This window comes from Erwinia sp. Leaf53, assembly GCF_001422605.1.
GTDB lineage: Bacteria > Pseudomonadota > Gammaproteobacteria > Enterobacterales > Enterobacteriaceae > Erwinia.
Window position 1 is genome coordinate 496,247 of the sequence record NZ_LMLK01000001.1, and the last position, 22,694, is coordinate 518,940.

16 protein-coding genes, 3 tRNA genes and 1 pseudogene are annotated in these 22,694 nt (G+C 58.7%); 13 read left to right on the forward strand and 7 right to left on the reverse strand.

Features of this window, described 5'->3' with window-relative positions; translation table 11 throughout:
- The first annotated feature begins 15 nt into the window (after positions 1-15).
- The 3 genes from ptrA to recD are packed head-to-tail and all read left to right on the forward strand — an operon-like array spanning position 16 to position 8,311.
- Complete coding sequence (ptrA, locus tag ASF13_RS02160; protein ID WP_056232030.1) at positions 16-2,901, forward strand: pitrilysin; 2,886 nt, start codon at positions 16-18, stop codon at positions 2,899-2,901.
- Entirely contained in the window at positions 2,898-6,431 is a 3,534-nt protein-coding gene (gene recB / locus ASF13_RS02165) for an exodeoxyribonuclease V subunit beta (RefSeq protein ID WP_056232033.1), read from the forward strand. The genes ptrA and recB overlap by 4 nt, the downstream gene beginning before the upstream one ends.
- Positions 6,428-8,311, forward strand: a complete 1,884-nt coding sequence (recD, locus tag ASF13_RS02170) for an exodeoxyribonuclease V subunit alpha (RefSeq protein ID WP_056232035.1) — start codon at positions 6,428-6,430, stop codon at positions 8,309-8,311. Before recB ends, recD begins: the two co-directional genes overlap by 4 nt.
- Before the next feature lie 110 nt (positions 8,312-8,421).
- Here the strand turns inward: recD and argA are convergent, their stop codons facing one another.
- Positions 8,422-9,795 (reverse strand): amino-acid N-acetyltransferase, encoded by a 1,374-nt coding sequence (gene argA / locus ASF13_RS02175; RefSeq protein ID WP_162237176.1) that lies wholly within the window; start codon positions 9,793-9,795, stop codon positions 8,422-8,424.
- 213 nt (positions 9,796-10,008) lie between these two features.
- Between argA and amiC the strand changes: the two genes are divergently transcribed.
- Together amiC and ASF13_RS02185 are read left to right on the forward strand one after the other, a co-directional pair.
- The gene (gene amiC / locus ASF13_RS02180) at positions 10,009-11,250 is read left to right on the forward strand and encodes an N-acetylmuramoyl-L-alanine amidase AmiC (protein ID WP_056232040.1); all 1,242 of its coding nucleotides are present in this window, start codon (positions 10,009-10,011) and stop codon (positions 11,248-11,250) included.
- A gap of 72 nt (positions 11,251-11,322) precedes the next feature.
- The gene (locus tag ASF13_RS02185; protein ID WP_056232042.1) at positions 11,323-12,891 is read left to right on the forward strand and encodes a DUF262 domain-containing protein; all 1,569 of its coding nucleotides are present in this window, start codon (positions 11,323-11,325) and stop codon (positions 12,889-12,891) included.
- A gap of 81 nt (positions 12,892-12,972) precedes the next feature.
- Here the strand turns inward: ASF13_RS02185 and ASF13_RS02190 are convergent.
- The 4 genes and pseudogenes from ASF13_RS02190 to tnpA all read right to left on the reverse strand — a co-directional run bounded on the left by ASF13_RS02190 (position 12,973) and on the right by tnpA (position 13,918).
- Positions 12,973-13,049 (reverse strand) — tRNA-Met (locus tag ASF13_RS02190).
- A gap of 41 nt (positions 13,050-13,090) precedes the next feature.
- Positions 13,091-13,167 (reverse strand) — tRNA-Met (locus tag ASF13_RS02195).
- Positions 13,168-13,231: 64 nt separating this feature from the next.
- Positions 13,232-13,308: transfer RNA gene (locus ASF13_RS02200), tRNA-Met, on the reverse strand.
- A gap of 205 nt (positions 13,309-13,513) precedes the next feature.
- Positions 13,514-13,918, reverse strand: a pseudogene (gene tnpA, locus ASF13_RS02205) (IS200/IS605 family transposase).
- 35 nt (positions 13,919-13,953) lie between these two features.
- Here tnpA and ASF13_RS02210 point away from each other — a divergent pair.
- The 4 genes from ASF13_RS02210 to ASF13_RS24155 all read left to right on the forward strand — a co-directional run bounded on the left by ASF13_RS02210 (position 13,954) and on the right by ASF13_RS24155 (position 17,775).
- Positions 13,954-15,162, forward strand: a complete 1,209-nt coding sequence (locus ASF13_RS02210; protein ID WP_056232358.1) for an RNA-guided endonuclease TnpB family protein — start codon at positions 13,954-13,956, stop codon at positions 15,160-15,162.
- Positions 15,163-15,271: 109 nt separating this feature from the next.
- Complete coding sequence (mltA, locus tag ASF13_RS02215; protein ID WP_056232044.1) at positions 15,272-16,423, forward strand: murein transglycosylase A; 1,152 nt, start codon at positions 15,272-15,274, stop codon at positions 16,421-16,423.
- Between the two features lie 51 nt (positions 16,424-16,474).
- A complete protein-coding gene (gene tcdA / locus ASF13_RS02220) occupies positions 16,475-17,305 on the forward strand; it encodes a tRNA cyclic N6-threonylcarbamoyladenosine(37) synthase TcdA (RefSeq protein ID WP_056232046.1) in 831 nt (276 codons plus the stop codon).
- A 62-nt stretch (positions 17,306-17,367) separates the two neighbouring features.
- The gene (locus tag ASF13_RS24155) at positions 17,368-17,775 is read left to right on the forward strand and encodes a hypothetical protein (protein WP_156365541.1); all 408 of its coding nucleotides are present in this window, start codon (positions 17,368-17,370) and stop codon (positions 17,773-17,775) included.
- Here the strand turns inward: ASF13_RS24155 and csdE are convergent.
- Together csdE and csdA are read right to left on the reverse strand one after the other, a co-directional pair.
- On the reverse strand, positions 17,759-18,199 hold the full coding sequence (gene csdE / locus ASF13_RS02225) for a cysteine desulfurase sulfur acceptor subunit CsdE (RefSeq protein ID WP_056232047.1): 441 nt from the start codon (positions 18,197-18,199) through the stop codon (positions 17,759-17,761). The two genes, ASF13_RS24155 and csdE, sit on opposite strands and share 17 nt — an antisense overlap.
- A 3-nt stretch (positions 18,200-18,202) precedes the next feature.
- The gene (csdA, locus tag ASF13_RS02230) at positions 18,203-19,408 is read right to left on the reverse strand and encodes a cysteine desulfurase CsdA (RefSeq protein WP_056232051.1); all 1,206 of its coding nucleotides are present in this window, start codon (positions 19,406-19,408) and stop codon (positions 18,203-18,205) included.
- Positions 19,409-19,629: 221 nt separating this feature from the next.
- Between csdA and ASF13_RS02235 the strand changes: the two genes are divergently transcribed.
- From ASF13_RS02235 to rlmM, 4 genes are all read left to right on the forward strand, one after another.
- The gene (locus ASF13_RS02235; RefSeq protein WP_056232053.1) at positions 19,630-19,854 is read left to right on the forward strand and encodes a YgdI/YgdR family lipoprotein; all 225 of its coding nucleotides are present in this window, start codon (positions 19,630-19,632) and stop codon (positions 19,852-19,854) included.
- Positions 19,855-20,198: 344 nt separating this feature from the next.
- Positions 20,199-21,119, forward strand: coding sequence for a transcriptional regulator GcvA (locus ASF13_RS02240; RefSeq protein WP_056232056.1), 921 nt, complete (start codon positions 20,199-20,201; stop codon positions 21,117-21,119).
- 78 nt (positions 21,120-21,197) lie between these two features.
- Positions 21,198-21,593: a DUF423 domain-containing protein gene (locus ASF13_RS02245; RefSeq protein ID WP_056232058.1), complete on the forward strand. Its 396-nt coding sequence runs from the start codon at positions 21,198-21,200 to the stop codon at positions 21,591-21,593.
- Positions 21,586-22,686 carry a 23S rRNA (cytidine(2498)-2'-O)-methyltransferase RlmM gene (gene rlmM, locus ASF13_RS02250; protein WP_056232061.1) on the forward strand — a complete coding sequence of 367 codons (1,101 nt, stop codon included), beginning with the start codon at positions 21,586-21,588 and terminating at the stop codon, positions 22,684-22,686. Before ASF13_RS02245 ends, rlmM begins: the two co-directional genes overlap by 8 nt.
- Positions 22,687-22,694: the final 8 nt, after the last annotated feature.

The window sequence follows — 22,694 nt, forward strand, 5'->3', positions numbered from 1 at the left end:
TGTTGAGGAGTCTGAATGCGTCGTTATGCAGTCTGGTTAGCTTGTTTTGTTTCGGTAGCCCTGTTCAGCCCGCTGAGTATGGCGGAGAACGGTTGGCAGCCCATCGCGGAAACCATTCATAAAAGCGAAAAAGATCCGCGCCAGTATCAGGCGATCCGTCTGGATAACGGCATGACCGTGCTGCTGGTGTCCGACACGCTGGCCACCAAGTCGCTGGCGGCGCTGGCGCTGCCGGTCGGCTCGCTGGAAAACCCGCGCAACCAGCAGGGGCTGGCACACTACCTTGAACATATGGTGCTGATGGGCTCCAAACGCTACCCGGAGCCGGATAACCTCGCCGAATTCCTCAAAAAGCACGGCGGTAGCCATAACGCCAGTACCGCGCCTTACCGTACCGCCTTCTATCTGGAAGTGGAAAATGACGCCCTGCAACCGGCCGCCGACCGGCTGGCGGACGCCATCGCCGAGCCGCTGCTCGACCCGGTCAACGCCGACCGCGAACGTAACGCGGTCAACGCCGAGCTGACCATGGCCCGTTCGCGTGATGGCCTGCGTATGGCGCAGGTGGGGGCGGAAACGCTTAACCCGCAGCACCCGAGCTCGCTGTTCGCCGGCGGCAACCTGGAGACGCTGCGCGACAAACCCGGCAGCAAGCTGCACGATGCGCTGCAGGATTTCTACCAGCGTTACTACTCGGCCAACCTGATGAAAGCGGTGATCTACAGCAACAAGCCGCTGGCAGAGCTGCAGAAGATTGCCGTCGCCACCTTTGGCCGCGTCGCCAGCCACAACGCTACCGTGCCGGCGATCGACGTACCGGTGGTGACCGACCAGCAGAAAGGCATTGTGATCCACTACGTGCCGGCCCAGCCGCGCAAGCAGCTGAAGATCGAATTCCGCATTGAAAATAACAGCGATAAGTTCCGCAGCAAAACCGACACGCTGATCGGCTACCTGATCGGTAACCGCAGCAAAAACACCCTGTCGGACTGGCTGCAGAGCCAGGGGCTGGCTGACTCGGTCAGCGGCGGGGCCGATCCGATGATTGACCGCAACGGCGGTATCTTCTCGATTGCCGTCTCGCTGACCGACAAAGGCCAGGCCAACCGCGATCGGGTCGTGGCGGCGGTGTTCAGCTACCTGAAGACCCTGCGCGACGGCGGCATTGATAAACGTTACTTCGATGAAGTGGCCCACGTGCTCGACCTGGACTTCCGCTACCCGTCGATTACCCGTGATATGGACTACATCGAGTGGCTGGTGGATACCATGCTGCGCGTGCCGGTTGAGCACACGCTGGATGCCTCCTACATCGCCGACCGCTACGATCCGCAGGCGATTAAAGCACGGCTGGACGGCATGACGCCGCAGAACGCACGTATCTGGTATATCAGCCCGCAGGAGCCGCACAACAAAACCGCTTACTTTGTTGACGCCCCTTATCAGGTGGACAAAATCAGCGCGAAGACCTTCAGCCAGTGGCAGGCGGAAAGCGACAAAATCACTTTGTCGCTGCCGGTGCTCAACCCCTACATTCCCGATGATTTCAGCCTGATTAAACCGGCGCACGGCTACGATCGCCCGCAGGAGCTGGTCAACAAGCCGGGGCTGCGGGTGTTCTACATGCCCAGCCAGTACTACGCCGATGAGCCGAAGGCCAGCATCACCCTGTCGCTGCGCAATGAGCAGGCGATGAACAGCGCGCAGAACCAGGTGCTGTTTGCCCTCAATGATTATCTGGCCGGCGTGGCGCTGGATGAACTGAGCTCACAGGCGTCGGTGGGCGGCATCAGCTTCTCGACCGGTGAAAATGACGGGGTGACCTTCAGCGCCAGCGGCTTTACCCAGCGCCTGCCGAAGCTGATGAACCAGCTGATTGCCGGCTACACCCGTTTCACGCCTACCGGGCAGCAGCTGGAGCAGGCTAAATCCTGGTATATCGAGCGGCTGGACGCCGCCGAAAAGGGCAAAGCGTTTGAGCTGGCGATCGAGCCTGCGCAGCTGCTGTCGCGCCTGCCGTACACCCAGCGCAGTGAACGCCGTAAGATTGTGCCAACCGTTACGCTGCAGCAGCTGGCGGACTACCGCAAAATGCTGCTGGAAAAAGCCGCCCCGGAACTGCTGGTGGTGGGCAACATGACCCCGGAAGCGGTCACCACGCTGGCCGATGAGGTGAAAAATCAGCTCAACTGTTCCGGTGAGCGCTGGTGGCACAACAACGAAGTGGTGGTGGACCAGCTTAAGCGGGCCAATCTGGAAAAAGCCGGCAGCAGCACCGACTCCGCGCTGGCGGCAGTCTACGTGCCGACCGGCTATGGCGAGCATCAGAGCATGGCCAGCAGCGCGCTGCTCAGCCAGATTATTCAGCCGTGGTTCTACAACCAGCTGCGCACCGAAGAGCAGCTGGGCTATGCGGTATTTGCCTTCCAGATGCCGGTCGGCCGCCAGTGGGGGATCGGTTTCCTGCTGCAGAGCAACGTCAAACAGCCGGCATACCTGTTAACCCGTTTCCAGGCGTTCTATCCGACGGCGGAAAAACGGCTGCGTGAAATGAAAAAAGAGGACTTCGCCCAGTATCAGGCGGCGATGATCAACGAGCTGAAACAGCGCCCGCAGACGCTGGATGAAGAGGCCGGGCGCTTCAGCAAGGATTTCAGCCGGGAAAATTACCGTTTCGACACCCGTGAGAAGGTGATTGCCCAGGTGCAACAGCTGACGCCTGCCGCCCTGGCCGACTTCTTCCACCAGGCGGTAATCGCCCCGAACGGCCTGGCGCTGCTGTCGCAGATCTCCGGCAGCCATCACGGCAAAGCCGACTACGCGGTGGCACCGGGCTGGACCACCTGGAAAGATCTGTCGACGCTGCAGCAGTCGTTCCCGGTGATCCAGGATAAGCCATGAGCCAGCCCGCCAGCCCGCTGCAACCGTTAAGCCTGCCGCTGCGCGGTGAACGGCTGATTGAAGCCTCTGCAGGCACCGGTAAAACCTTTACCATCGGGCTGCTCTATCTGCGCCTGCTGCTGGGGCTGGGCGGAGACGCGGCGTACGGACGGCCGCTGACCGTGGAGGAGATTCTGGTGGTGACCTTTACCGAGGCCGCCACCGCCGAACTGCGCGGGCGCATCCGCGCCAATATCCACGAACTGCGCATCGCCTGCGTGCGCGGCGACAGCGCCAACCCGATGCTGCGCGAGCTGATGGCGGGCGTCGCCGATCTGTCGCAGGCGGCGGCAATGCTGCTGGCCGCCGAGCGGCAGATGGATGACGCCGGCATTTTCACCATTCACGGCTTCTGCCAGCGTATGCTTAATCTGAACGCCTTTGAGTCCGGCATGATGTTTGAGCAGCAGCTGATCGAAGATGAAACGCCGCTGCGCCGTCGCGCGGCGGCCGACTTCTGGCGTCGCCACTGCTATCCGCTGCCGCTGCCGGTGGCCGCCGCGGTGCGCGAGCTGTGGTCCGGGCCGGATGCGCTGCTGAAAACGCTGTCGCCGTGGCTGAACGGTGAAGCGCCGACCCTGCGCTCGGCGCCGCACCCGGATGAAACGCTGGAGCAGCGGCACCAGCAGATTATCAGCCGCATTGCGGCGATCAAGGCGGCGTGGCTGGCGGCGGGCGATCTGCAGGCGCTGATTGAGGCTTCCGGCGTTGACCGACGCAGCTACAGTAGTAAGCACTTACCTGCCTGGCTGGAAAAAATCACCCTGTGGGCGCAAAGCGACACCCTCGACTATGCGGTGCCGAAAGATCTTGAGCGCTTTGGCCAGCAGATGCTCAGCGACAAGACCAAAAAAGGCGAAGCGCCGCGCCATGCGCTGTTTGTGCAGATCGACGACTTCCTCGCGCAGCCGCGCACGCTGGAAGATCTGCTGATTGCCCGCGCGCTGAGCGACATTCGCCGCATCACCCAGCAGGAAAAACGCCTGCACGCGCAGCTCGGCTTTGACGATCTGCTCGGTCGCTTTGACGCCGCGCTGCAGCAGCCCGCCGGTGAGGCGCTGGCCGCCGCCGTCCGGCAGCGCTATCCGGTGGCGCTGATCGATGAGTTTCAGGACACCGACCCGCAGCAGTACCGCATCTTTCACCGGCTGTACGTTCGCCAGCCGGAGAGCGCGCTGCTGCTGATCGGCGATCCGAAGCAGGCGATCTACGCCTTTCGCGGCGCCGATATCTTTACATACATGCGCGCCCGCACCGAAGTTAGCGCCCACTACACGCTGCAGACCAACTGGCGATCCTCGCCGGCGATGGTTAACAGCGTCAACCAGCTGTTTGCGCGCCTGCCACAGCCGTTTCTGTTTAACGAAATCCCGTTTATCGCGGTCAGCGCGGCGGAACCCAATCAGCGGCTGAGCTTCACCGTTGACGGCGTGGAGCAGCCGGCGCTGAAGCTGTGGCTGCAGCCCGGCGAAGGCGTCGGGGTCAGCGACTATCAGCAGGCGATGGCCCGCTGCTGCGCCGCTGAAATCAGCCAGTGGCTGGCGGCGGGCCAGCAGGGGCTGGCGCTGATCGGCAAAACCGGCAGCCAGCAGCCGCTGCGGGCGTCGGATATTACCATTCTGGTGCGCAGCCGTGGCGAAGCCGCGGTGATGCGCGATGCGCTACAGCGGCTGGCGATCCCGTCGGTGTATCTGTCTAACCGCGACAGCGTGTTTACCTCGAACGAGGCGCGCGAGCTGCTGTGGCTGCTGCAGGCGGTGCTGAACCCGGAGCAGGAGCGCACGCTGCGCACCGCGCTGGCCAGCAGCCTGTTTGGTTTCGATGCGCTGACGCTGGACCAGCTGGGCCGCGACGAACGCGCCTGGGATCGGCTGGTGGACGAGTTTGACCACTATCGCCAGCGCTGGCTGAAGCGCGGGGTACTGCCGATGCTGCGTGAGCTGATGCTGAAGCGGCAGATGGCCGAGAACCTGCTGGCTTCGGAGGGCGGTGAACGCCGGCTGACCGACCTGCTGCACCTCGGCGAGCTGCTGCAGGAGGCGGCGGCCGGGCTCGACAGCGAACACGCGCTGGTGCGCTGGCTGGCGCAGCAGCTGGAGCAGCCCGACGGCCAGGTGGCGAACCAGCAGCTGCGGCTGGAGAGCGATCGCCACCTGGTGCAGATTGTTACCATCCATAAATCCAAAGGGCTGCAGTATCCGCTGGTGTGGCTGCCGTTTGTCGCCAACTTCCGCGAGGCCGACAGCGCCGTTTACCATGACCGGCAGACCTTTGCCGCGCTGCTCGACCTGCAGCCGGACGAGGAGAGCGCAGCGCTGGCCGAGCAGGAGCGGCTGGCGGAAGATCTGCGCCTGCTGTACGTGGCGCTGACGCGGTCGGTGTATCACTGCAGCGTCGGGGTGGCCCCGCTGGTAAAGGGAACGCGTAAAAAAGAGGGTGCCAGCGATCTGCACCGCAGCGCGCTGGGCTGGCTGTTACAGCGTGGGGAAGCGGCGGATGCCGCCACGCTGCAGGCGCTGCTGGCGGCGATGCAGTGTGAGCATACCGCGCTGGCTGACGCTGCGGGCAGCGACGCACCGCGCTTCCAGCCGGAAGCTGAAGCGCCGGAAAACCTGCGCTGTCTGCCGCTGCCGCGTGCCTTACGCGACGACTGGCGGGTGACCAGCTACTCCGGCCTGCAGCAGCACGGTGCGGCGCAGACGCTGGATCTGCTGCCGCGGTTTGACGTCGATGCGGTCGGCGAAGCGCAGCCGGAGAGCGCCCGGCAGCTGACGCCGCACAGCTTCCCGCGCGGCGCGGCGCCCGGCACTTTCCTGCACGGCCTGTTTGAGGCGATCGACTTCACCGCTCCGCTGGATGACGTCTGGCTGCTGGAGCAGCTGCAGGGCCAGGGGCTGAGCGAGGAGTGGCTGCCGGTGATGTGCGACTGGCTGAGCCGCATTCTGCAGACCCCGTTAAATGAGAGTGGGGTCAGCCTGAACCAGCTGTCGCCGGAAGCCTGCCGCGTTGAACTGCAGTTCTACCTGCCGATCTCCAGGCTGCTTACCGCCGGCGCGCTTGATGCGCTGGTGCGTCAGGATCCTCTGTCGGCCGGGACGCCGCCGCTGGAGTTTCACCAGGTGCAGGGCATGCTGAAGGGCTTTATCGACCTGGTGTTCTGCTGGCAGGGCAAATACTACCTGCTGGACTACAAATCTAACTGGCTGGGTGAGGACCAGAGCGCCTACACCCAGCCGGCTATGGCGCAGGCGATGCAGTCGCACCGTTACGATCTGCAGTATCAGCTTTATACCCTGGCGCTGCACCGCTACCTGCGCCACCGCCTGCCGGACTATGACTACCGGCAGCACTTTGGCGGGGTGATTTATCTGTTCCTGCGCGGGCTGGACGGCGAAGAGGGCAGCCACGGCATCTTCACCGCCCGCCCTGAGCTGAGCTTTGTTGAGGCGCTGGACCAGCTGTTCCGTGGCGATGAGGAGACGGCGCGATGAGCATGGCCGACCTGTTAGATCTGGCCTGCCGCCAGCGCCTGCTGCGCGCGCTGGACGTGCAGTTTGCCCGCATGCTGGCCGACGACAGCCGGCCGGCGCTGATGCTGGCGGCGGCGCTGGTCAGTCGCGATGCCGGCGAAGGGCACGTCTGCCTGCCGCTGGCGCAGCTGCGGCCCGCCGCGCTGTTTGACGGGCGGCACCCGCAGCTGGCGCAGGAGTTATGCCTGGCGGCGGGGGAGCCTGCCGACTGGCAGGCGCTGCTGCTGGCCGAGACGGCGGTGGGTGACGGCGGCGATGCCACGCCGCTGGTGCTGCACGACGAACGCCTCTACCTGCACCGTATGTGGCAGAGCGAAGGTGACGTGGCGCGCTTTATCCAGCGCCAGCAGCACTGGGCCGTGGATGAAGCGGCGCTTGGCCGCACGCTGGACCGCTACTTTGGCCGCGAGCCGGGCGACTGGCAGAAAATCGCCGCCGCGGTGGCGCTGACCCGCCAGGTGTCGGTGATCTCCGGCGGGCCGGGCACCGGTAAAACCACCACCGTGGCGCGGGTGCTGGCCAGCCTGATCGAGCTGTCCCCCGCCGGCCTGCGTATTGAGCTGGCCGCGCCGACCGGCAAAGCGGCCGCGCGGCTGACCGAGTCGCTGGGCAAAACCCTGCAGGCGCTGGAACTGGAGCCAGCGGTGCGCCAGCGTTTTCCGGCCGAAGCCACCACCCTGCACCGGCTGCTCGGCGCGCTGCCGGGCAGCCAGCGCATGCGCTACCACGCCGGCAACCGGCTGCACCTTGACGTGCTGGTGGTGGATGAGGCCTCAATGGTCGACCTGCCGATGCTGGCGCACCTGATAGCCGCACTGCCGCCGCAGGCGCGGGTGATTTTCCTCGGCGACCGCGATCAGCTCGCCTCGGTGGAGGCCGGCGCGGTGCTCGGCGATATCTGCCGCTGCGCTGAACAGGGCTACAGCCCGCAGCGCGCCGCCGAACTGAGCCGCATCACCGGCTGTGAGGTACAGGGCGTGGAAGACCCTCTCGCCTCGCCGGTGCGCGATATGATCTGCCTGCTGCGCACCAGCTACCGCTTTACCGCCGGCTCGGGGATTGGCCAGCTGGCGCGGGCGGTGAACGCCGGGGATGCCGCCGGGGCGGGGCGGGTGTTCACCGCCGGGCTGAGCGATATCCGCCTGCAGCCTCTGAACGATGCGCAGCATTACCAGCAGCTGCTGGCCGACTGCGTGGCCGGCTATCGCGGCTATCTGCAGCTGCTGGCCGCCGGAGCCGCGCCGGGCGAGGTGCTGGCGGCCTTCTCGCGCTTTCAGCTGCTGTGTGCGCTGCGCGAGGGGCCGTTTGGCGTCTCCGGCCTGAACGAGCGCATTGAGGCGTCGCTGGCGCGCGCCGGGCTGATCCACCGCAACCTGGCGGCCAACGGCCGCTGGTACGTCGGGCGGCCGGTGATGATCGCCCGCAACGACCGTGCGCTGGGGCTGTTTAACGGCGATATCGGCATCGCGATGCGCAACGCGGAACAGGAGCTGAAGGTGTTCTTCCCGCTGCCGGACGGCAGCATCAAGCCGGTACAGCCCAGCCGCCTGCCGCCCAACGAGACGGCTTATGCCATGACCGTGCATAAATCGCAGGGCTCGGAGTTTGAACACACGCTGATGGTACTGCCGGGGCAGATGACGCCGGTGCTGACCCGCGAACTGGTCTATACCGCTATCACCCGTGCGAAGCAGCAGCTGACGCTGTACAGCGACGCTGCGGTATTTAACGCGGCGGTGAAGGTGCGCACGCAGCGGCGCAGCGGGCTGGTAGAGCGGCTGAATACGCTGGTGCCGGAAGCGATAGCGCTGGCAACTGACGGGCACGATGAATCGGCGTAATGGCTGATGGCTGATAGCTGATGGCGGAGCGTTGAGTGTGTTAGCCGATCAGAAGTCCGCGGCCCGGTATTTACCGGGCCGCGGGTTGCAGGCGTAGTGCTGCGGTGGCGTCAGCTCTGGCGGATATGCTCGCTGTTTTCGCGCAGGTCGACCATCAGCACCTTGGAGCGGCGCTGGTAGTTATACAGCTGCTTTTTGCTTTCCGGCAGCAGTTCGACGTCCACCGGCTTGAAGCCGCGCTCCTGGAACCAGTGGATGCTGCGGGTGGTCAGCACGAACAGCTTTTTCAGCCCCATCTGCCGCGCCTGCAGCGCCACGCGCTCCAGCAGCGCTTCACCGCGCGACGAACTGCGGTAATCCGGATGCACCGCCACGCAGGCCATCTCGCCGATCTTCTCTTCCGGGAAGGTATAGAGCGCGGCGCAGCCGATGGTCAGGTTATCGCGTTCGATAATGGTGAACTTGTCGATCTCCATCTCCAGCTGTTCCCGCGAGCGGCGCACCAGGATCCCCTGCTGCTCCAGCGGGCGGATCAGCTCCAGAATGCCGCCGATGTCGTTAATGGTGGCGCGGCGGATCTGTTCGGCGCTCTCCATCACGATCTGGGTACCGATACCGTCGCGTGAGAACAGCTCCTGCAGCAGCGAGCCGTCCTCCTGGTAGCTGATCAGATGGCTGCGGCGCACGCCGCTGCGGCAGGCCTTCACCGCGCCGCGCAGGAAGCGCACGGTGCCGGAGTGGTAGTCATCGTCGTTTTCCAGCTCGTCGATGCGCTGCTGCGCCTCGTTAGGGAACAGCTCGGAAACGATCCGCCCTTCGCGGTTGGTGACGCCCTGCTCGGAGCAGAAGCCGATCAGCTTCTCGGCCTTCAGCTTGATTGCCAGCTGGGTGGCCACCTCTTCGGAGGTCAGGTTAAAGCTTTCACCGGTCACCGATACCGCCACCGGCCCCAGCAGCACGATCGCGCCGCTGTCGAGCTGGCGGTGGATCGCCTCTTCATCGATGCGACGAATGCGGCCGCTGTGGCAGTAATCGACGCCGTCGTCGACGCCCAGCGGCTGGGCGATGATAAAGTTACCGCTGATCACATTAATATGCGCGCCCTGCAGCGGCGTATTGCTCAGGCTCATCGACAGACGGGCGGTAATATCCAGCTGCAGCCGGCCGGCGGCCTGTTTGACCAGCTCCAGCGACTGCGCGTCGGTGACGCGGGTATATTTGTGATAAACAGGCTCAAGATGGCGCTCGGAAAGGCTGGCATCGATCTGCGGGCGGGCACCGTAAACCACCACCAGACGGATGCCGAGACTGTGCAGCAGGCCGATATCGTTGACGATGCTGGAGAAGTTCTCATGCTCAATGGCTTCGCCACTCAGCATAATGACAAACGTCTTACCACGGTGGGCGTTAATGTAGGGAACGGTATGACGAAAACCCTGAACCAGCTCGGTACTGCGTTCCTTCACGGCAAACCCTCTTTGCATGATTATTCGGTAAATATGTATTTTTATTCTTTTATGGGGCCGGGTGCAAGCGACATTTTTCCTTAATTATCACCCGTTACCGTGAAACTGTAATGCTAATTTACTGCATTTATTCGCTTTTTCCGGGTGACACCCGGCGGCGCTTTCGCTAAAGTTTTTACAAATTTGTCTCAATTGGCTTTTTATTACGCGTTTTAGCGCATCTGGAGTGGCATGTCTGATTCAACTTTTCTCAGCCGACGACGGCTGTTACAGGGCGCAGGTGCCGGCCTGCTGCTCAGCGTGAGCGGGGTGGGGATGGCCGCAGGCAGCCACGTGGTGGCGATCCGCCTCTGGCCCTCCTCGACCTACTCACGCCTGACCATTGAGTCAGGCAGGCCGTTAAAATACAGGCAGTTTGCGCTCAGCCATCCCGATCGGGTGGTGGTGGATATAGAAGATATTCAGCTTAACCACACGCTAAAGGGCATTGGTAAGCTGGTACGTCAGGACGATCCCTATATTAAAAACGCCCGCGTCGGCCAGTTCGATGCCCGCACCGTGCGGCTGGTGCTGGAACTGAAGCAGAATGTTTCGCCGAAGGTGTTTACCCTTGCCCCGGTGGCCGGGATCAACAACCGCCTGGTGCTGGATCTCTATCCGGCGCAGAACAAACAGAGCGACGATCCGCTGCTGGCACTGCTGGAAAATTACAACAAGGGCGATCTGGAGCGTGACCAGCCGGCCGCCGCGCCGCTGCCGGGCAAAGCCGGGCGCGATCGGCCGATCGTGATCATGATCGACCCCGGGCACGGCGGGGAAGATTCCGGCGCGGTGGGCAAGCATAAAACGCGTGAGAAGGACGTGGTGCTGAAAATTGGCCGGCGGCTGAAGGCGCTGATCGATAAACAGCCCAACATGCGCGCCTATATGACCCGCAACGAAGACGTGTTTATTCCTCTGAAGGTCAGGGTGGCGAAGGCGCGTAAACAGCGCGCCGATCTGTTTATTTCGATCCACGCCGACGCCTTTACCAGCCGTGCCGCGCGCGGCTCTTCGGTGTTTGCGCTCTCGACCAAAGGGGCGACCAGCACCGCCGCCCGCTTCCTCGCGCAGACGCAGAACGAATCAGATCTGATCGGCGGCGTCAGCATGAGCGGCGACCGCTATCTCGACAGCACCATGTTTGATATGGTGCAGAGCCTGACCATCAACGACAGCCTGAAGTTTGGTAAAGAGGTGCTGTCACGGATGGGCCACATCAACCATCTGCACAAGCGTTCGGTAGATCAGGCCGGCTTTGCGGTGCTGAAAGCACCGGATATTCCATCAATTCTGGTGGAAACCGCGTTTATCAGTAACGTGGAAGAGGAGCGTAAGCTGCGCACCGCGCGTTTTCAGCAGCAGGTGGCGGAGTCGATTCTGGCAGGGATTAAGGCGTACTTTGCTAACGGGGCAACTATAAATCACTACTAAAAAATTCATTTAAAAAAACAGCTATCTCTGATATTTTTTCATTTGTTACTTCACTAAAAAAGGAGTTTAGAGATGTCAGAACCACTTAGTATAAGACGATTGATTGATAGGATCACAACTGGTGACATACGTATACCTGCCTTTCAAAGAGACTTTGTCTGGGAGCCAGACCAAATAGCATTTTTACTTGATAGTATATATAAAGGTTATCCAATAGGTACAGTCATACTGTGGAAAACAGATGCCAGATTAAGTGCCGAAAAAAATCTCGGCTCATTCATTCTCCCTGAACCAGCTAAAGATTATCCAGTAAATTATGTTTTGGATGGTCAGCAAAGGCTTACTAGTATTTTTAGTACATTTCAGAATGATCTTCAGCCTCAAAGTGATGACTGGACAGATATCTACTTCGATATGATTTCCCCTGACAATGTCCAAGAGTCTTTATTCATGGCATTAGAAGATGGAGAAATAGATTTAAATCGTCATTTTCCAATCAAAACAATTTTCGAACCAGTAGCTTATAGAAAGGCAATGGCAGTTCTTCCAGATGAATTATTGGATAGAATTGATACAATGAGCGCAAAATTCAGAGAGTACATGATCCCCAACGAGATTTTTGAGTCTAGTGATAGAAATAAAGTTGCAATAGTTTTCGAGAGAATAAATAGGGCTGGTACTGAACTTAATGTATTTGAACTGCTCTCAGCTTGGAGTTGGTCTGAAGACTTCGATTTAGTTGAAAGATTTGGAGAGCTACAAACAAAAATTGAAGACCATGGTTATGATGATTTGGTTGACGATAAAGATCTCCAGTTAAGAATATGCGCAGGAATAATATTAGGTGAAACAACACCTGATAAGATAATGGATTTAAAAGGTGATGAGATACGTAACAGATTCTGTGAAATTGAAAATGGTCTTACAGGAGCAATTGATTATCTCACCAAACAGTTAGGTATATCTCATTTCAAACTTTTACCTTTCCCTGGGTTATTGGTCCCTTTAAGTTGTTTTTTTGCAACTAATAAATCTGAAGGGCTTAATTATACAGCAAAACAAAATGATATAATTAAAACTTGGTTTTGGAGGTCTTTATTTAGCAGAAGGTTTTCATCTGATGTAAATGAAAAGCAAGCACACGATATAATCGAAATGAATAAGTTGAAGCTTGATGAAAATTACGCATTCAAACTGCCTAAAGCAGAGTTGAAATTTTCTTTCAGTAATAGTAATTTTGCTGCTGGCAACGCCAATTCAAAATCTTTAATTGCCATGCTTAATACTGCTCAGCCTCATTCTTTTTGGAGTGGTGCAAAAGTCGATGTTAGTAAGGCCTTGAAGAAAGGTAGTAAGCATGAATATCACCACATTTTCCCTCAAGCATTTCTCAAAAGAATGGGTGTTGAAAAAAGAAATATTAATATTTTAGCGAACATCTGTTTTCTGACTAGGGCTGATAATAATTCAATAAAAGACAAGGAGCCTTCAGAATATCTAAAAAAATGCCCTGATCTTCAAAAGAAAGTATACCTTGAGTTGGCTTTTTGTCCGCAAAATATTGAGTCGCTATCTTATGAAGAATTTATTGTTGAAAGAAGTAAAATTCTTGAAGAGAAAGCTATGAAGTTGATGGGGTGAGCATAAATAATGCCTCTTCTTGTAGGAGAGGTTTTCCAGCTATAGGCCAGAAACCAAAAAACACCCATCAGGGTGTTAAATTGGTTGCGGGAGCCGGATTTGAACCGACGACCTTCGGGTTATGAGCCCGACGAGCTACCAGGCTGCTCCATCCCGCGTCCGTAAACGCTTTTTATTACTACTGACCACTGCGGAAAATTGGTTGCGGGAGCCGGATTTGAACCGACGACCTTCGGGTTATGAGCCCGACGAGCTACCAGGCTGCTCCATCCCGCGTCCGCGTGGTTTGTCGCTTCCATYACGACACTATCTTTTACTGCTTCACCAGACTGCGGTGAATTGGTTGCGGGAGCCGGATTTGAACCGACGACCTTCGGGTTATGAGCCCGACGAGCTACCAGGCTGCTCCATCCCGCGTCCGTGGATGCGCACTATACGCTTGATGATTTTTCTTGCAACCCCTTTCTGAAGATAAGTGGCCGAAATCATCCTGATGACGCATTTTTTAAGCGAGGCGCTGGATTGTTGTACAAATGCCGTCGCGCAGCGGTGGCGCACGTTTTATCCAGTGCACCGTAAAATCCCGTCCTTCAGGGCGGGGATATAAGGCGCGGTCTTCCACTTAACCAGGTGTTTGCTGTTGCTCAATGTATTGCCGGATGATGCATATTGGTGCACCTCCGCAGCTACTGGCAAAGTAGCCTGGGGTTCACAGAACCCCGTTGTAGTAATACCGTGCAGCAACGTCTGGGCGATCACGACGAAGTAATCTGCCTTACACACCTTTAGGCTTTTTACAAGATTTAATACTGCTAATTTTGGGGGGTAGTCGATCAGCAAGTGAACGTGATCGTTTTCACCCTCCATGTTAACCAGCTCAACGTCAAAATCAGTACATGCGCTGGTAAAGTAGCTACATAACTTCCCGATAGCATCCTGATCAAATACTCTTCGTCGATACCTGGCAACAAAGACCAGGCGAACATGCATCAGGAAAGTACAATGTCGTCCCCCGACAAATATCAATTTCCTTTGTCACAGACCAGGAGTAAAATTGCGGGTATGAAGCGACTACAAGCCTTTAAATTCCAGTTAAGACCAAATGGTCAGCAAGAGCGTGATATGCGGCGCTTCGCTGGGGCTTGTCGTTTCGTTTTTAACCGCGCGCTGGAGTTGCAGAATAAAAATCATGAGGCGAGTAACAAATACCTTACCTATGTAAAAATGGCAGCGTGGCTGGTCGGATGGAAAAAAACACCCGAAACGCAGTGGTTGAAAGAAGCACCCTCTCAACCTTTGCAACAGGCTTTAAAAGATCTTGAGCGAGCATATAAAAACTTCTTCCAGAAACGGGCGTCATTCCCACGCTTTAAAAAGCGCGGTAAAAGTGATGCCTTCCGCTATCCGCAGGGCGTGAAGCTCGATCAGGTCAATAACCGTATATCATTGCCAAAACTGGGCTGGATAAGTTATCGAAATAGCCGTGAGGTCGTGGGTGAGGTGAAAAACGTCACCGTCAGCCAGTCATGCGGTAAGTGGTATATCAGCATTCAGACGGAATACAACGTTACTGAACCGGCTCATGGCTCAACATCGATGGTGGGGGTTGATGCGGGCGTAGCGAAGTTCGCTACGCTATCAGATGGCACGGTTTTTGAGCCTGTAGACAGCTTTAAATCCAATCAGAAGAAACTTGCCAAACTCCAGCGTGAAATGAACCGGAAGGTGAAGTTCAGCAACAACTGGAAGAAGGCAAAACGCAAAGTACAGAACCTGCATTCCCGTATCGGTAATATCCGCCGCGACTACCTTCATAAAGTCAGCACGACAATCAGCAAAAACCACGCGATGATTGTCATTGAAGATCTGAAGGTTGCCAACATGTCAAAGTCAGCTTCGGGTTCGACAGGCCAGCACGGTCGCAGCGTCCGGGCAAAATCCGGGTTAAACCGCTCGATATTGGATCAGGGCTGGTACGAGCTTCGCCGACAGCTTGAGTACAAGCAGCTTTGGCGTGGGGGGCAGGTACTGGCAATCAATCCAGCGTATACGAGTCAGAAATGCGGCTGCTGTGGTCATACAGCTAAAGAAAACCGCCAGTCACAAAGCCAGTTCGAGTGTCTGGAATGTGGATATAACGAGAACGCCGATATAAACGGCGCTCGTAATATTTTAGCGGCAGGACATGCCGTGCTTGCCTGTGGAGGGATGGTGCAGTCAGGCCACCCGTTGAAGCAGGAACCCACCGAGGCGAGTCAGATTTTGTTCTGAACGCTGTAAGAATCCTTGCCCTTCAGGGCGGGGAGGATGTCAATCTCAGGGCGGCTTTGCTATCTTCGCAGCAGATTTCGCTTATTTCCGGTTAAGGGTAGATAAAGGTATGAAAGGACGTTGGGCTAAAGTTTTACTGACCGGTTCGCTGCTGGCGCTGCTGGCGGCATGTTCCTCTAAACCCACCGACCGTGGGCAGCAGTATAAGGATGGCAAGCTGGAGCAGCCGCTGGGCCTGGTCAATCAGCCTAACGCTAAAGGCCGCCCGGTGAACGGCAAAGACTATGCCGACCAGGTACAGCAGGTCCGCAGCAGCTCATCCGGTCTCTACTCTCGCCAGGTAAGCACCTTCAGCGCGGTGCAGAGCTGGCTGATGGCCGGCGGCGATACCCGCCAGCTGCGGGAGTTCGGTCTGAATGCCTACCAGATGGAAGGGGCCGACAACTACGGCAACGTGCAGTTTACCGGCTATTATACGCCGGTGCTGCAGGCGCGTTACACCCGCCAGGGTGAGTTCCAGTATCCGCTCTACCGCATGCCGCCGCGTCCGCGTGGCAAGCAGCTGCCGAGCCGCGCGCAGATTTACAGCGGTGCGCTGGGTGACCGCTATATTGCCGGCTACAGCAATTCGCTGATGGATAACTTTATTATGGACGTGCAGGGCAGCGGCTATGTGGACTTCGGCGACGGCCGGCCGCTGACCTTCTTCGGCTACGGCGGCAAGAACGGCCACGCCTACCGCAGCATCGGTAAGGTGCTGATCGACCGTGGCGAAGTGAAGCGGGAAGATATGTCGATGCAGGCGATCCGCGAGTGGGGCCTGAAGCACAGCGAAGCGGAGGTGCGCGAGCTGCTGGAGCAGAACCCGTCGTTCGTGTTCTTTAAGCCGGAGAACTTTGCGCCGGTGCGCGGGGCCAGCGCGGTGCCGCTGATTGCCAAAGCGTCGGTGGCCTCTGACCGGTCACTGATCCCGGCGGGGACAACGCTGCTGGCGGAGATCCCGCTGCTGGACAACAACGGTAAATTTACCGGAAAATATGAGATGCGCATGATGGTGGCGCTGGACGTCGGCGGGGCCATTAAAGGCCAGCACTTTGACATCTACCAGGGCATCGGCCCGGACGCCGGGCATATGGCGGGCTGGTTTAACCATTATGGCCGCGTGTGGGTGCTGAAAACCGCACCGGGAGCCGGTACGCCGCTGTTCTCTTCCGCCGCCGTGCCGCGTGACGCGCAGGGCGCGCTGCTCGCCAGCCAGTAATTTTTCTCCGGGCCACCCAGGTGGCCCTTCGTTTTCTTCGAGGAATAGTGCATGACGGTTCTTTCTGACGCCTGGCGGCAACGCTTTGGCGGCACCGGGCGTTTGTATGGTCAGGACGCGCTGCAGCTGTTTGCCGACGCGCACGTTTGCGTGGTCGGCATCGGCGGCGTCGGTTCCTGGGCCGCCGAAGCGCTGGCGCGTACCGGTATCGGTGCCATCACCCTGATTGATATGGATGACGTCTGCGTCACCAATACCAATCGCCAGATCCACGCGCTGAAGGATAACGTCGGCCAGGCGAAAACCGAGGTGATGGCCGCCCGTATCCGCGAGATCAACCCGGAGTGCCGGGTGACCTGCGTCGACGACTTTATCACCCCGGATAACACCGCTGAGCTGATGAACCAGGGGTTCAGCTACGTGATTGATGCCATCGACAGCGTGCGGCCAAAAGCGGCGCTGCTGGCCTGGTGCCGGCGTAATAAGGTGCCGCTGGTGACCACCGGCGGTGCGGGCGGGCAGATCGATCCGACGCAGATTCAGGTGGCCGATCTGGCGAAAACCATTCAGGATCCGCTGGCGGCTAAGCTGCGCGAACGGCTGAAAAACGATTTTAAGATCGTGAAAAACAGCAAGGGCAAGCTGGGTATCGACTGCGTGTTTTCCACCGAAGCGCTGATGTATCCCCAGCCGGACGGCACGGTGTGCGCCTCGCGCAGTACCGCTGAAGGCCCGAAACGGATGGACTGTGCCGCCGGGTTTGGCGCAGCCACCATGGTTACCGCGACCTTTGGTTTTGTCGCCGTGTCACACGTGCTGAAGAAGATGATGGCGAAGGCGAACGCAAACGCACAAAAGTCCGCGGTTGCACGCGTTGATTGATTTCAGATTGAGTATATCCGGCGCAGAGTGGTGGCTAAGTTTACCCTCCCCGCAGGTGATTTATGAAAACGCGACTCATCATTATCATCGGAATCATCATACCTGCTGTCGTTTCTGCGGCTGGTCCCACTTTCCACTGGCAGCCTGAAGATCCTGCCAGCTGGAGCGCGAAAAATCCAGCGGGTCATTCCGCACCGCTGCCTCCTTCTGGCGCTGGCGGCAAGCCAGAAGGACGCTGGAACGCCCGGGAAATTGCCCGCTCCCTGGAACAGTATCAGCAGCGGGAAAAGGATAATCAGAACTGGAGCATCAAAGCTAACCGTGAACGTGCGTCGCGCAATCCTTTATGTACCGACAGCTTCCGCGACAAAGTCGTAAACGACCGCAGCCGTTCAGATTATCATCGCCGGGAGGCTAACTATTCTCAGATTTGTCCCCCCGATAGTGCAACATTCACTTTTGGTGATTAGCCGTTTTTAATACCGCTTCAGCCAGCGCTTGTAATCCGGCGCTGCGCGAGGCGCTCAGCTGCGCTTTTAAACCCAGCTGGTCAAACAGCGCCAGCGGGTCCTCCGCCGCCAGCTGCTGCGGGGTTTGCCCCTCCACTGCCACCAGCAGCACCGCCAGCAGGCCGCGCACGATGCGGCCCTCGCTGTCGCCATAAAAATGCAGCCGACCGTCTGCCAGGCGTTGATGCCCCAGCCAGACGCGGTTTTCACAGCCGCTCAGCTCAATATCCCGCTCTTTAAGTTCCTCTGCCAGCGCGGGCAGCTTTTTACCCAGCAGGATCAGCTGGCGGTAGCGATCTTCCCACTGGTGAAAAGCGGAAAACTGTTGCAGCAGCGCGTCGCGGGTAATCTCGCTGCCAAACGGATGAGGGGCTATCAGGTTCATGATTCAGTCTGCCAACAGGTCAAGTGCGGTGGTCATGGCCGCGACCAGCGCGTCCACGTCTTCAAGGGAATTATAGGGGGCAAAAGAGGCGCGCAGCGTGCCGCTGACCCCCAGCGCCGCCAGCAGCGGCTGAGCACAGTGCTGGCCGGCGCGCAGCGACACGCCACTTTCCGCCAGCAGCGTGACCACATCGCTGTGGTGCACACCGGCAATATCAAACGCCAGCACGCTGGACTCGCCGACGCGGAAGCTGCGGTAGCCGGGCAGGGCGCTCAGCCGGGCGTCGGCCAGGCTGGCAAGATCGCAACTCCAGCGCTCGGCAGCCGCGATATCCACGTCTGCCAGCCACTCGAGTGCGGCGCTCAGGCCAATCACCCCCGCAACGTTGGGGGTTCCTGCTTCAAAGCACCAGGGCACAGCCTGCGGGGTAAAGCCTGTAAAGCTGACCTCAGTCAGCATCTTTCCGCCACCCTGCCACGGCACCATCTCATTCAGCCGTTCCGGTTTCGCCACCAGTGCACCGGTGCCCATCGGGCCGTACAGCTTGTGGGCGGAGAACGCATAGAAATCCACGTCCAGCGCCTGCAGGTCGGGCGGGCCGTGCACGACGCCCTGTGCGCCGTCCACCATTACGCTGGCACCTGCGGCGTGGGCAAGGGTGATGGCCTGCGGCAGATCCGGGCAGCCGCCGGTGACGTTAGACATCTGGCTCACCGCCAGCAGGCGGGTACGGTTGTTCAGCAGCGCGGGCAGCAGGCGGATATCCGGCAGGCGATCGTCGCCCAGCGGCCACTTCACCACCCGCGCGCCGCACTGTTCGGCCACCATCAGCCAGGGTACCAGGTTGGCATGGTGTTCCGCTTCGCTGACGACAATCTCATCGCCCGGCCGCAGGCGCGGACGCAGCCAGCTTTGTGCCACCAGGTTGATCGCTTCGGTGGTGCCTTTGGTCCAGACCACGGCGTGTGCATCGGCGGCGTTCAGCAGGCGGGCCACCTGGCCACGGGCGTTCTCGTAGCGTTCGGTCAGACGGCGGGCGGCAGCAAACTGGCTGCGGTGAACGGTGCCGGCGCTCAGGCGATAAAACTGTTCGCTGGCGTCAATCACCGCCTGGGGTTTTAGCGCGGTGGCGGCGCTGTCGAGGTAGCTGCCGGCTTCGGCGAGCGCCGGAAACTGCTGGCGAAACAGCGCGGGATTAAAAGACGTCATACTCTCCTCATCAGGGCGGGCAGTGCCGGTTTTTTAGGACCAGGCTGAATTCAGTGTCGCTTTCTGGCAAAGCGAAAAAAGCGCGTTATGCTAAAAAAGGTCAGCGTTATGCCATTACCCGCAAAACAAAGCCGCCCGTTACAGGCATTTTTACTGCCCGGGGGCGCAGGGTCAACCGCCTGCGGGGGATTAACGCCCATTTATCTGCAAGGAGATTTAAGATGAAAAAGATCGCTGCCGTAATCGCCGCCTGTGCCATGACCTTTACTCTGGCCGCCTGCTCCAGCAACTACGTGATGCACACCAACGATGGCCGCACCATCGTCGCCAAAGGCAAGCCGTCGGTGGATAACGACACCGGAATGATCGGCTATAAAGATGCCAGTGGCAACATGCAGCAGATCAACCGTTCGGATGTGAAAGAGATGGCGGAGATGGATCAGTAAACGTCAGGCAAAAAAAAAGCACCGCAAAAAGCGGTGCTACTAAGAATTTACTATGGACAGACAGGGTAAATCTACAGGAATAAAAGGTCGCTTACGCCACCGGACCCGAAAATCGTCAGGTCAATTGCAAACACAACATCACGCCCACAAGCCAAAAGTGCCAAAGATTCAGTACGTTAATACCCAATCCTCAAAAACTTTTCGTTCCGGCTCAGGAAGTGCGGCAACTATAGGTATTTGCTGGCGGTTCCTCAACGGACAATTTATAATGTGTCGAATAAAAAAAACTAATACGTAACCAGGTGTTGTAAAGCAACGCTTATGCCGGGAAAAACCCTTCCATCATGTCGAAACGTTTGCCTCCTCTTAACGCCCTGCGGGTTTTTGATGCCGCGGCGCGTCATCTGAGCTTTACCAAAGCGGCAGAAGAGCTGTTTGTTACCCAGGCGGCGGTCAGCCACCAAATCAAGTCGCTGGAGGATTTCCTCGGGCTTAAGCTGTTTCGTCGCCGTAACCGCTCGCTGCTGCTGACCGAAGAGGGGCAGAGCTACTATCTCGATATCAAAGAGATTTTTACCGCCCTCAACGACGCCACCCGTAAGCTGCAGGCGCGCAGCGCCAAAGGAGCGCTGACGGTCAGCCTGCTGCCGAGTTTCGCCATCCAGTGGCTGGTGCCGCGCCTGACCAGTTTCAACGCGGATTATCCGGGCATTGACGTGCGTATTCAGGCGGTTGACCGCGATGAAGAGATGAAGCTGGCTGATGACGTTGACGTAGCGATTTTCTATGGCCGTGGTAACTGGCCGGGCCTGCGGGTTGAAAAACTCTACGCTGAGTATCTGCTGCCGGTGTGCTCGCCGATGCTGTTAACCGGCGACCGGCCGTTAACCTCGCCCGCGGCGCTGAGCCAGCATACGCTGCTGCATGACGCCTCGCGCCGTGACTGGCAGGCCTATACCCGTCAGCTGGGGCTGAACGCCATCAACGTGCAGCAGGGGCCAATCTTCAGCCACAGCGCGATGGTGCTGCAGGCGGCGATTCACGGCCAGGGGATCGCGCTGGCCAATAACGTGATGGCGCAGACGGAGATTGAAGCCGGCAGGCTGGTCTGCCCGTTTAACGACGTGCTGGTAAGTAAGAATGCTTTTTATCTGGTTTGTCATGACAGTCAGGCAGAACTCGGTAAAATAGCCGCCTTCCGGCAGTGGATCCTGGCCAAAGCCGCCAGTGAACAGGAAAAATTTCGCTTTCGCTACGAGCAGTAAGCTGCCCGTGGCGGACGCTTAAGTGATCGATGGACGCCAGCCCCGACCGCAGGGCTGCCCTGATTGAGGATATGGACCATGTCCAGTCGCGCAATGTTAATTTTTGCCGCAATTAGCGGCTTTTTCTACGTCATGCTGGGCGCGTTTGGTGCCCACGTGCTGGGTAAATCTCTCGGCCCCGCTGAAATGGCGTGGCTGAAAACCGGGCTGGATTACCAGGCGATCCACACCCTGGCGATCCTCGGTACCGCCGCGGTGATGCTGCGCCGGGCCAATATCTGGTTTTACTGGAGCAGCGCTTTTCTGGCGCTCGGCGTGGTGCTGTTTAGCGGCAGCCTCTACAGCCTGGCGCTGTCACACCTGAAATTGTGGGTTTATATCACTCCGATCGGCGGCACCTGCCTGCTGGTTGGCTGGATCTTGATGTTGGTTGGCGCTCTGCGTCTGAAAAAAAGGGCAGAACGCCATGAATAAAATTTTACTGTATTGCCGTCAGGGTTTTGAGAAAGAGTGCGCGGCGGAGATCACCGCTAAGGCCGCCGAACACCAGATTTTCGGCTTTGCCCGGGTGAAAGAAGATTCGGCCTACGTGCTGTTCGAATGCTATCAGCCCGGTGAGGCCGAGAAGCTGCTGAAGGATCTGCCGTACAGTCAGCTGATCTTCGCCCGCCAGATGATCGTGGTCGGTGAGCTGCTGCGCGACCTGCCGCCGGAGGACCGCATCACGCCGGTGGCCGGCATGCTGGTGGGCGCGGTGGAGAAGGGGGGTGAGCTGCGGGTGGAAGTGCCGGATACCAACGAGAGCAAAGAGCTGCTCAAGTTCTGCCGCAAGTTTACCGTGCCGCTGCGCGCCGCCCTGCGTAAAGAAAAAGTGCTGGTCAACTATGAGACCAACAAGCGTCCGGTGGTGCACGTGTTCTTTATCGCGCCTGGCCACTGCTACGTGGGTTACTCCCTGCCGCACAACAACTCGCCGTTCTTTATGGGCATCCCGCGGCTGAAGTTCCCGTCCGACGCGCCCAGCCGTTCGACCCTGAAGCTGGAAGAGGCATTTCACGTGTTTATTCCGGCGGATGAGTGGGATGAACGTCTGGCCAGCGGCATGTGGGCGGTGGATCTCGGCGCCTGCCCTGGCGGCTGGACCTATCAGCTGGTGCAGCGCAGCATGATGGTTAACGCGGTGGATAACGGCCCGATGGCGCCGAGCCTGATGGACACCGGGCAGGTGTTCCACCAGCGTGAGGACGGCTTTAAGTATCGCCCGACGCGCAATAACAACTACTGGGTGGTCTGCGACATGGTGGAAAAACCGGTGCGCGTGGCTAACCTGATGGCCGACTGGCTGGTCAACGGCTGGTGCCGTGAGGCCATTTTTAACCTCAAGCTGCCGATGAAAAAGCGCTACGAAGAGGTGTCGCAGAACCTGGCGATGATCGACGAGAAGCTGAAGGCCAGCGGTATCAATGCGCAGATCCAGGCGCGTCAGCTGTATCACGATCGCGAAGAGGTGACGGTACATATTCGCCGCATCTGGAGTGCGGTCGGAGGACGGCGCGACGAGCGTTAATGCTTTAG

Bases quoted from the DNA above. Each gene is read 5' to 3' on its own strand.
- ASF13_RS02185 (WP_056232042.1), top strand. From the start codon at position 11,323: ATGTCAGAACCACTTAGTATAAGACGATTGATTGATAGGATCACAACT.
- recB (WP_056232033.1), top strand. From the start codon at position 2,898: ATGAGCCAGCCCGCCAGCCCGCTGCAACCGTTAAGCCTGCCGCTGCGC.
- csdA (WP_056232051.1), bottom strand. From the start codon at position 19,408: ATGACGTCTTTTAATCCCGCGCTGTTTCGCCAGCAGTTTCCGGCGCTC.
- ASF13_RS02240 (WP_056232056.1), top strand. From the start codon at position 20,199: ATGTCGAAACGTTTGCCTCCTCTTAACGCCCTGCGGGTTTTTGATGCC.
- tcdA (WP_056232046.1), top strand. From the start codon at position 16,475: ATGACGGTTCTTTCTGACGCCTGGCGGCAACGCTTTGGCGGCACCGGG.
- ASF13_RS24155 (WP_156365541.1), top strand. From the start codon at position 17,368: ATGAAAACGCGACTCATCATTATCATCGGAATCATCATACCTGCTGTC.
- amiC (WP_056232040.1), top strand. From the start codon at position 10,009: ATGTCTGATTCAACTTTTCTCAGCCGACGACGGCTGTTACAGGGCGCA.
- recD (WP_056232035.1), top strand. From the start codon at position 6,428: ATGAGCATGGCCGACCTGTTAGATCTGGCCTGCCGCCAGCGCCTGCTG.
- mltA (WP_056232044.1), top strand. From the start codon at position 15,272: ATGAAAGGACGTTGGGCTAAAGTTTTACTGACCGGTTCGCTGCTGGCG.
- ASF13_RS02245 (WP_056232058.1), top strand. From the start codon at position 21,198: ATGTCCAGTCGCGCAATGTTAATTTTTGCCGCAATTAGCGGCTTTTTC.
- ptrA (WP_056232030.1), top strand. From the start codon at position 16: ATGCGTCGTTATGCAGTCTGGTTAGCTTGTTTTGTTTCGGTAGCCCTG.
- ASF13_RS02235 (WP_056232053.1), top strand. From the start codon at position 19,630: ATGAAAAAGATCGCTGCCGTAATCGCCGCCTGTGCCATGACCTTTACT.
- argA (WP_162237176.1), bottom strand. From the start codon at position 9,795: ATGCAAAGAGGGTTTGCCGTGAAGGAACGCAGTACCGAGCTGGTTCAG.
- csdE (WP_056232047.1), bottom strand. From the start codon at position 18,199: ATGAACCTGATAGCCCCTCATCCGTTTGGCAGCGAGATTACCCGCGAC.
- rlmM (WP_056232061.1), top strand. From the start codon at position 21,586: ATGAATAAAATTTTACTGTATTGCCGTCAGGGTTTTGAGAAAGAGTGC.
- ASF13_RS02210 (WP_056232358.1), top strand. From the start codon at position 13,954: ATGAAGCGACTACAAGCCTTTAAATTCCAGTTAAGACCAAATGGTCAG.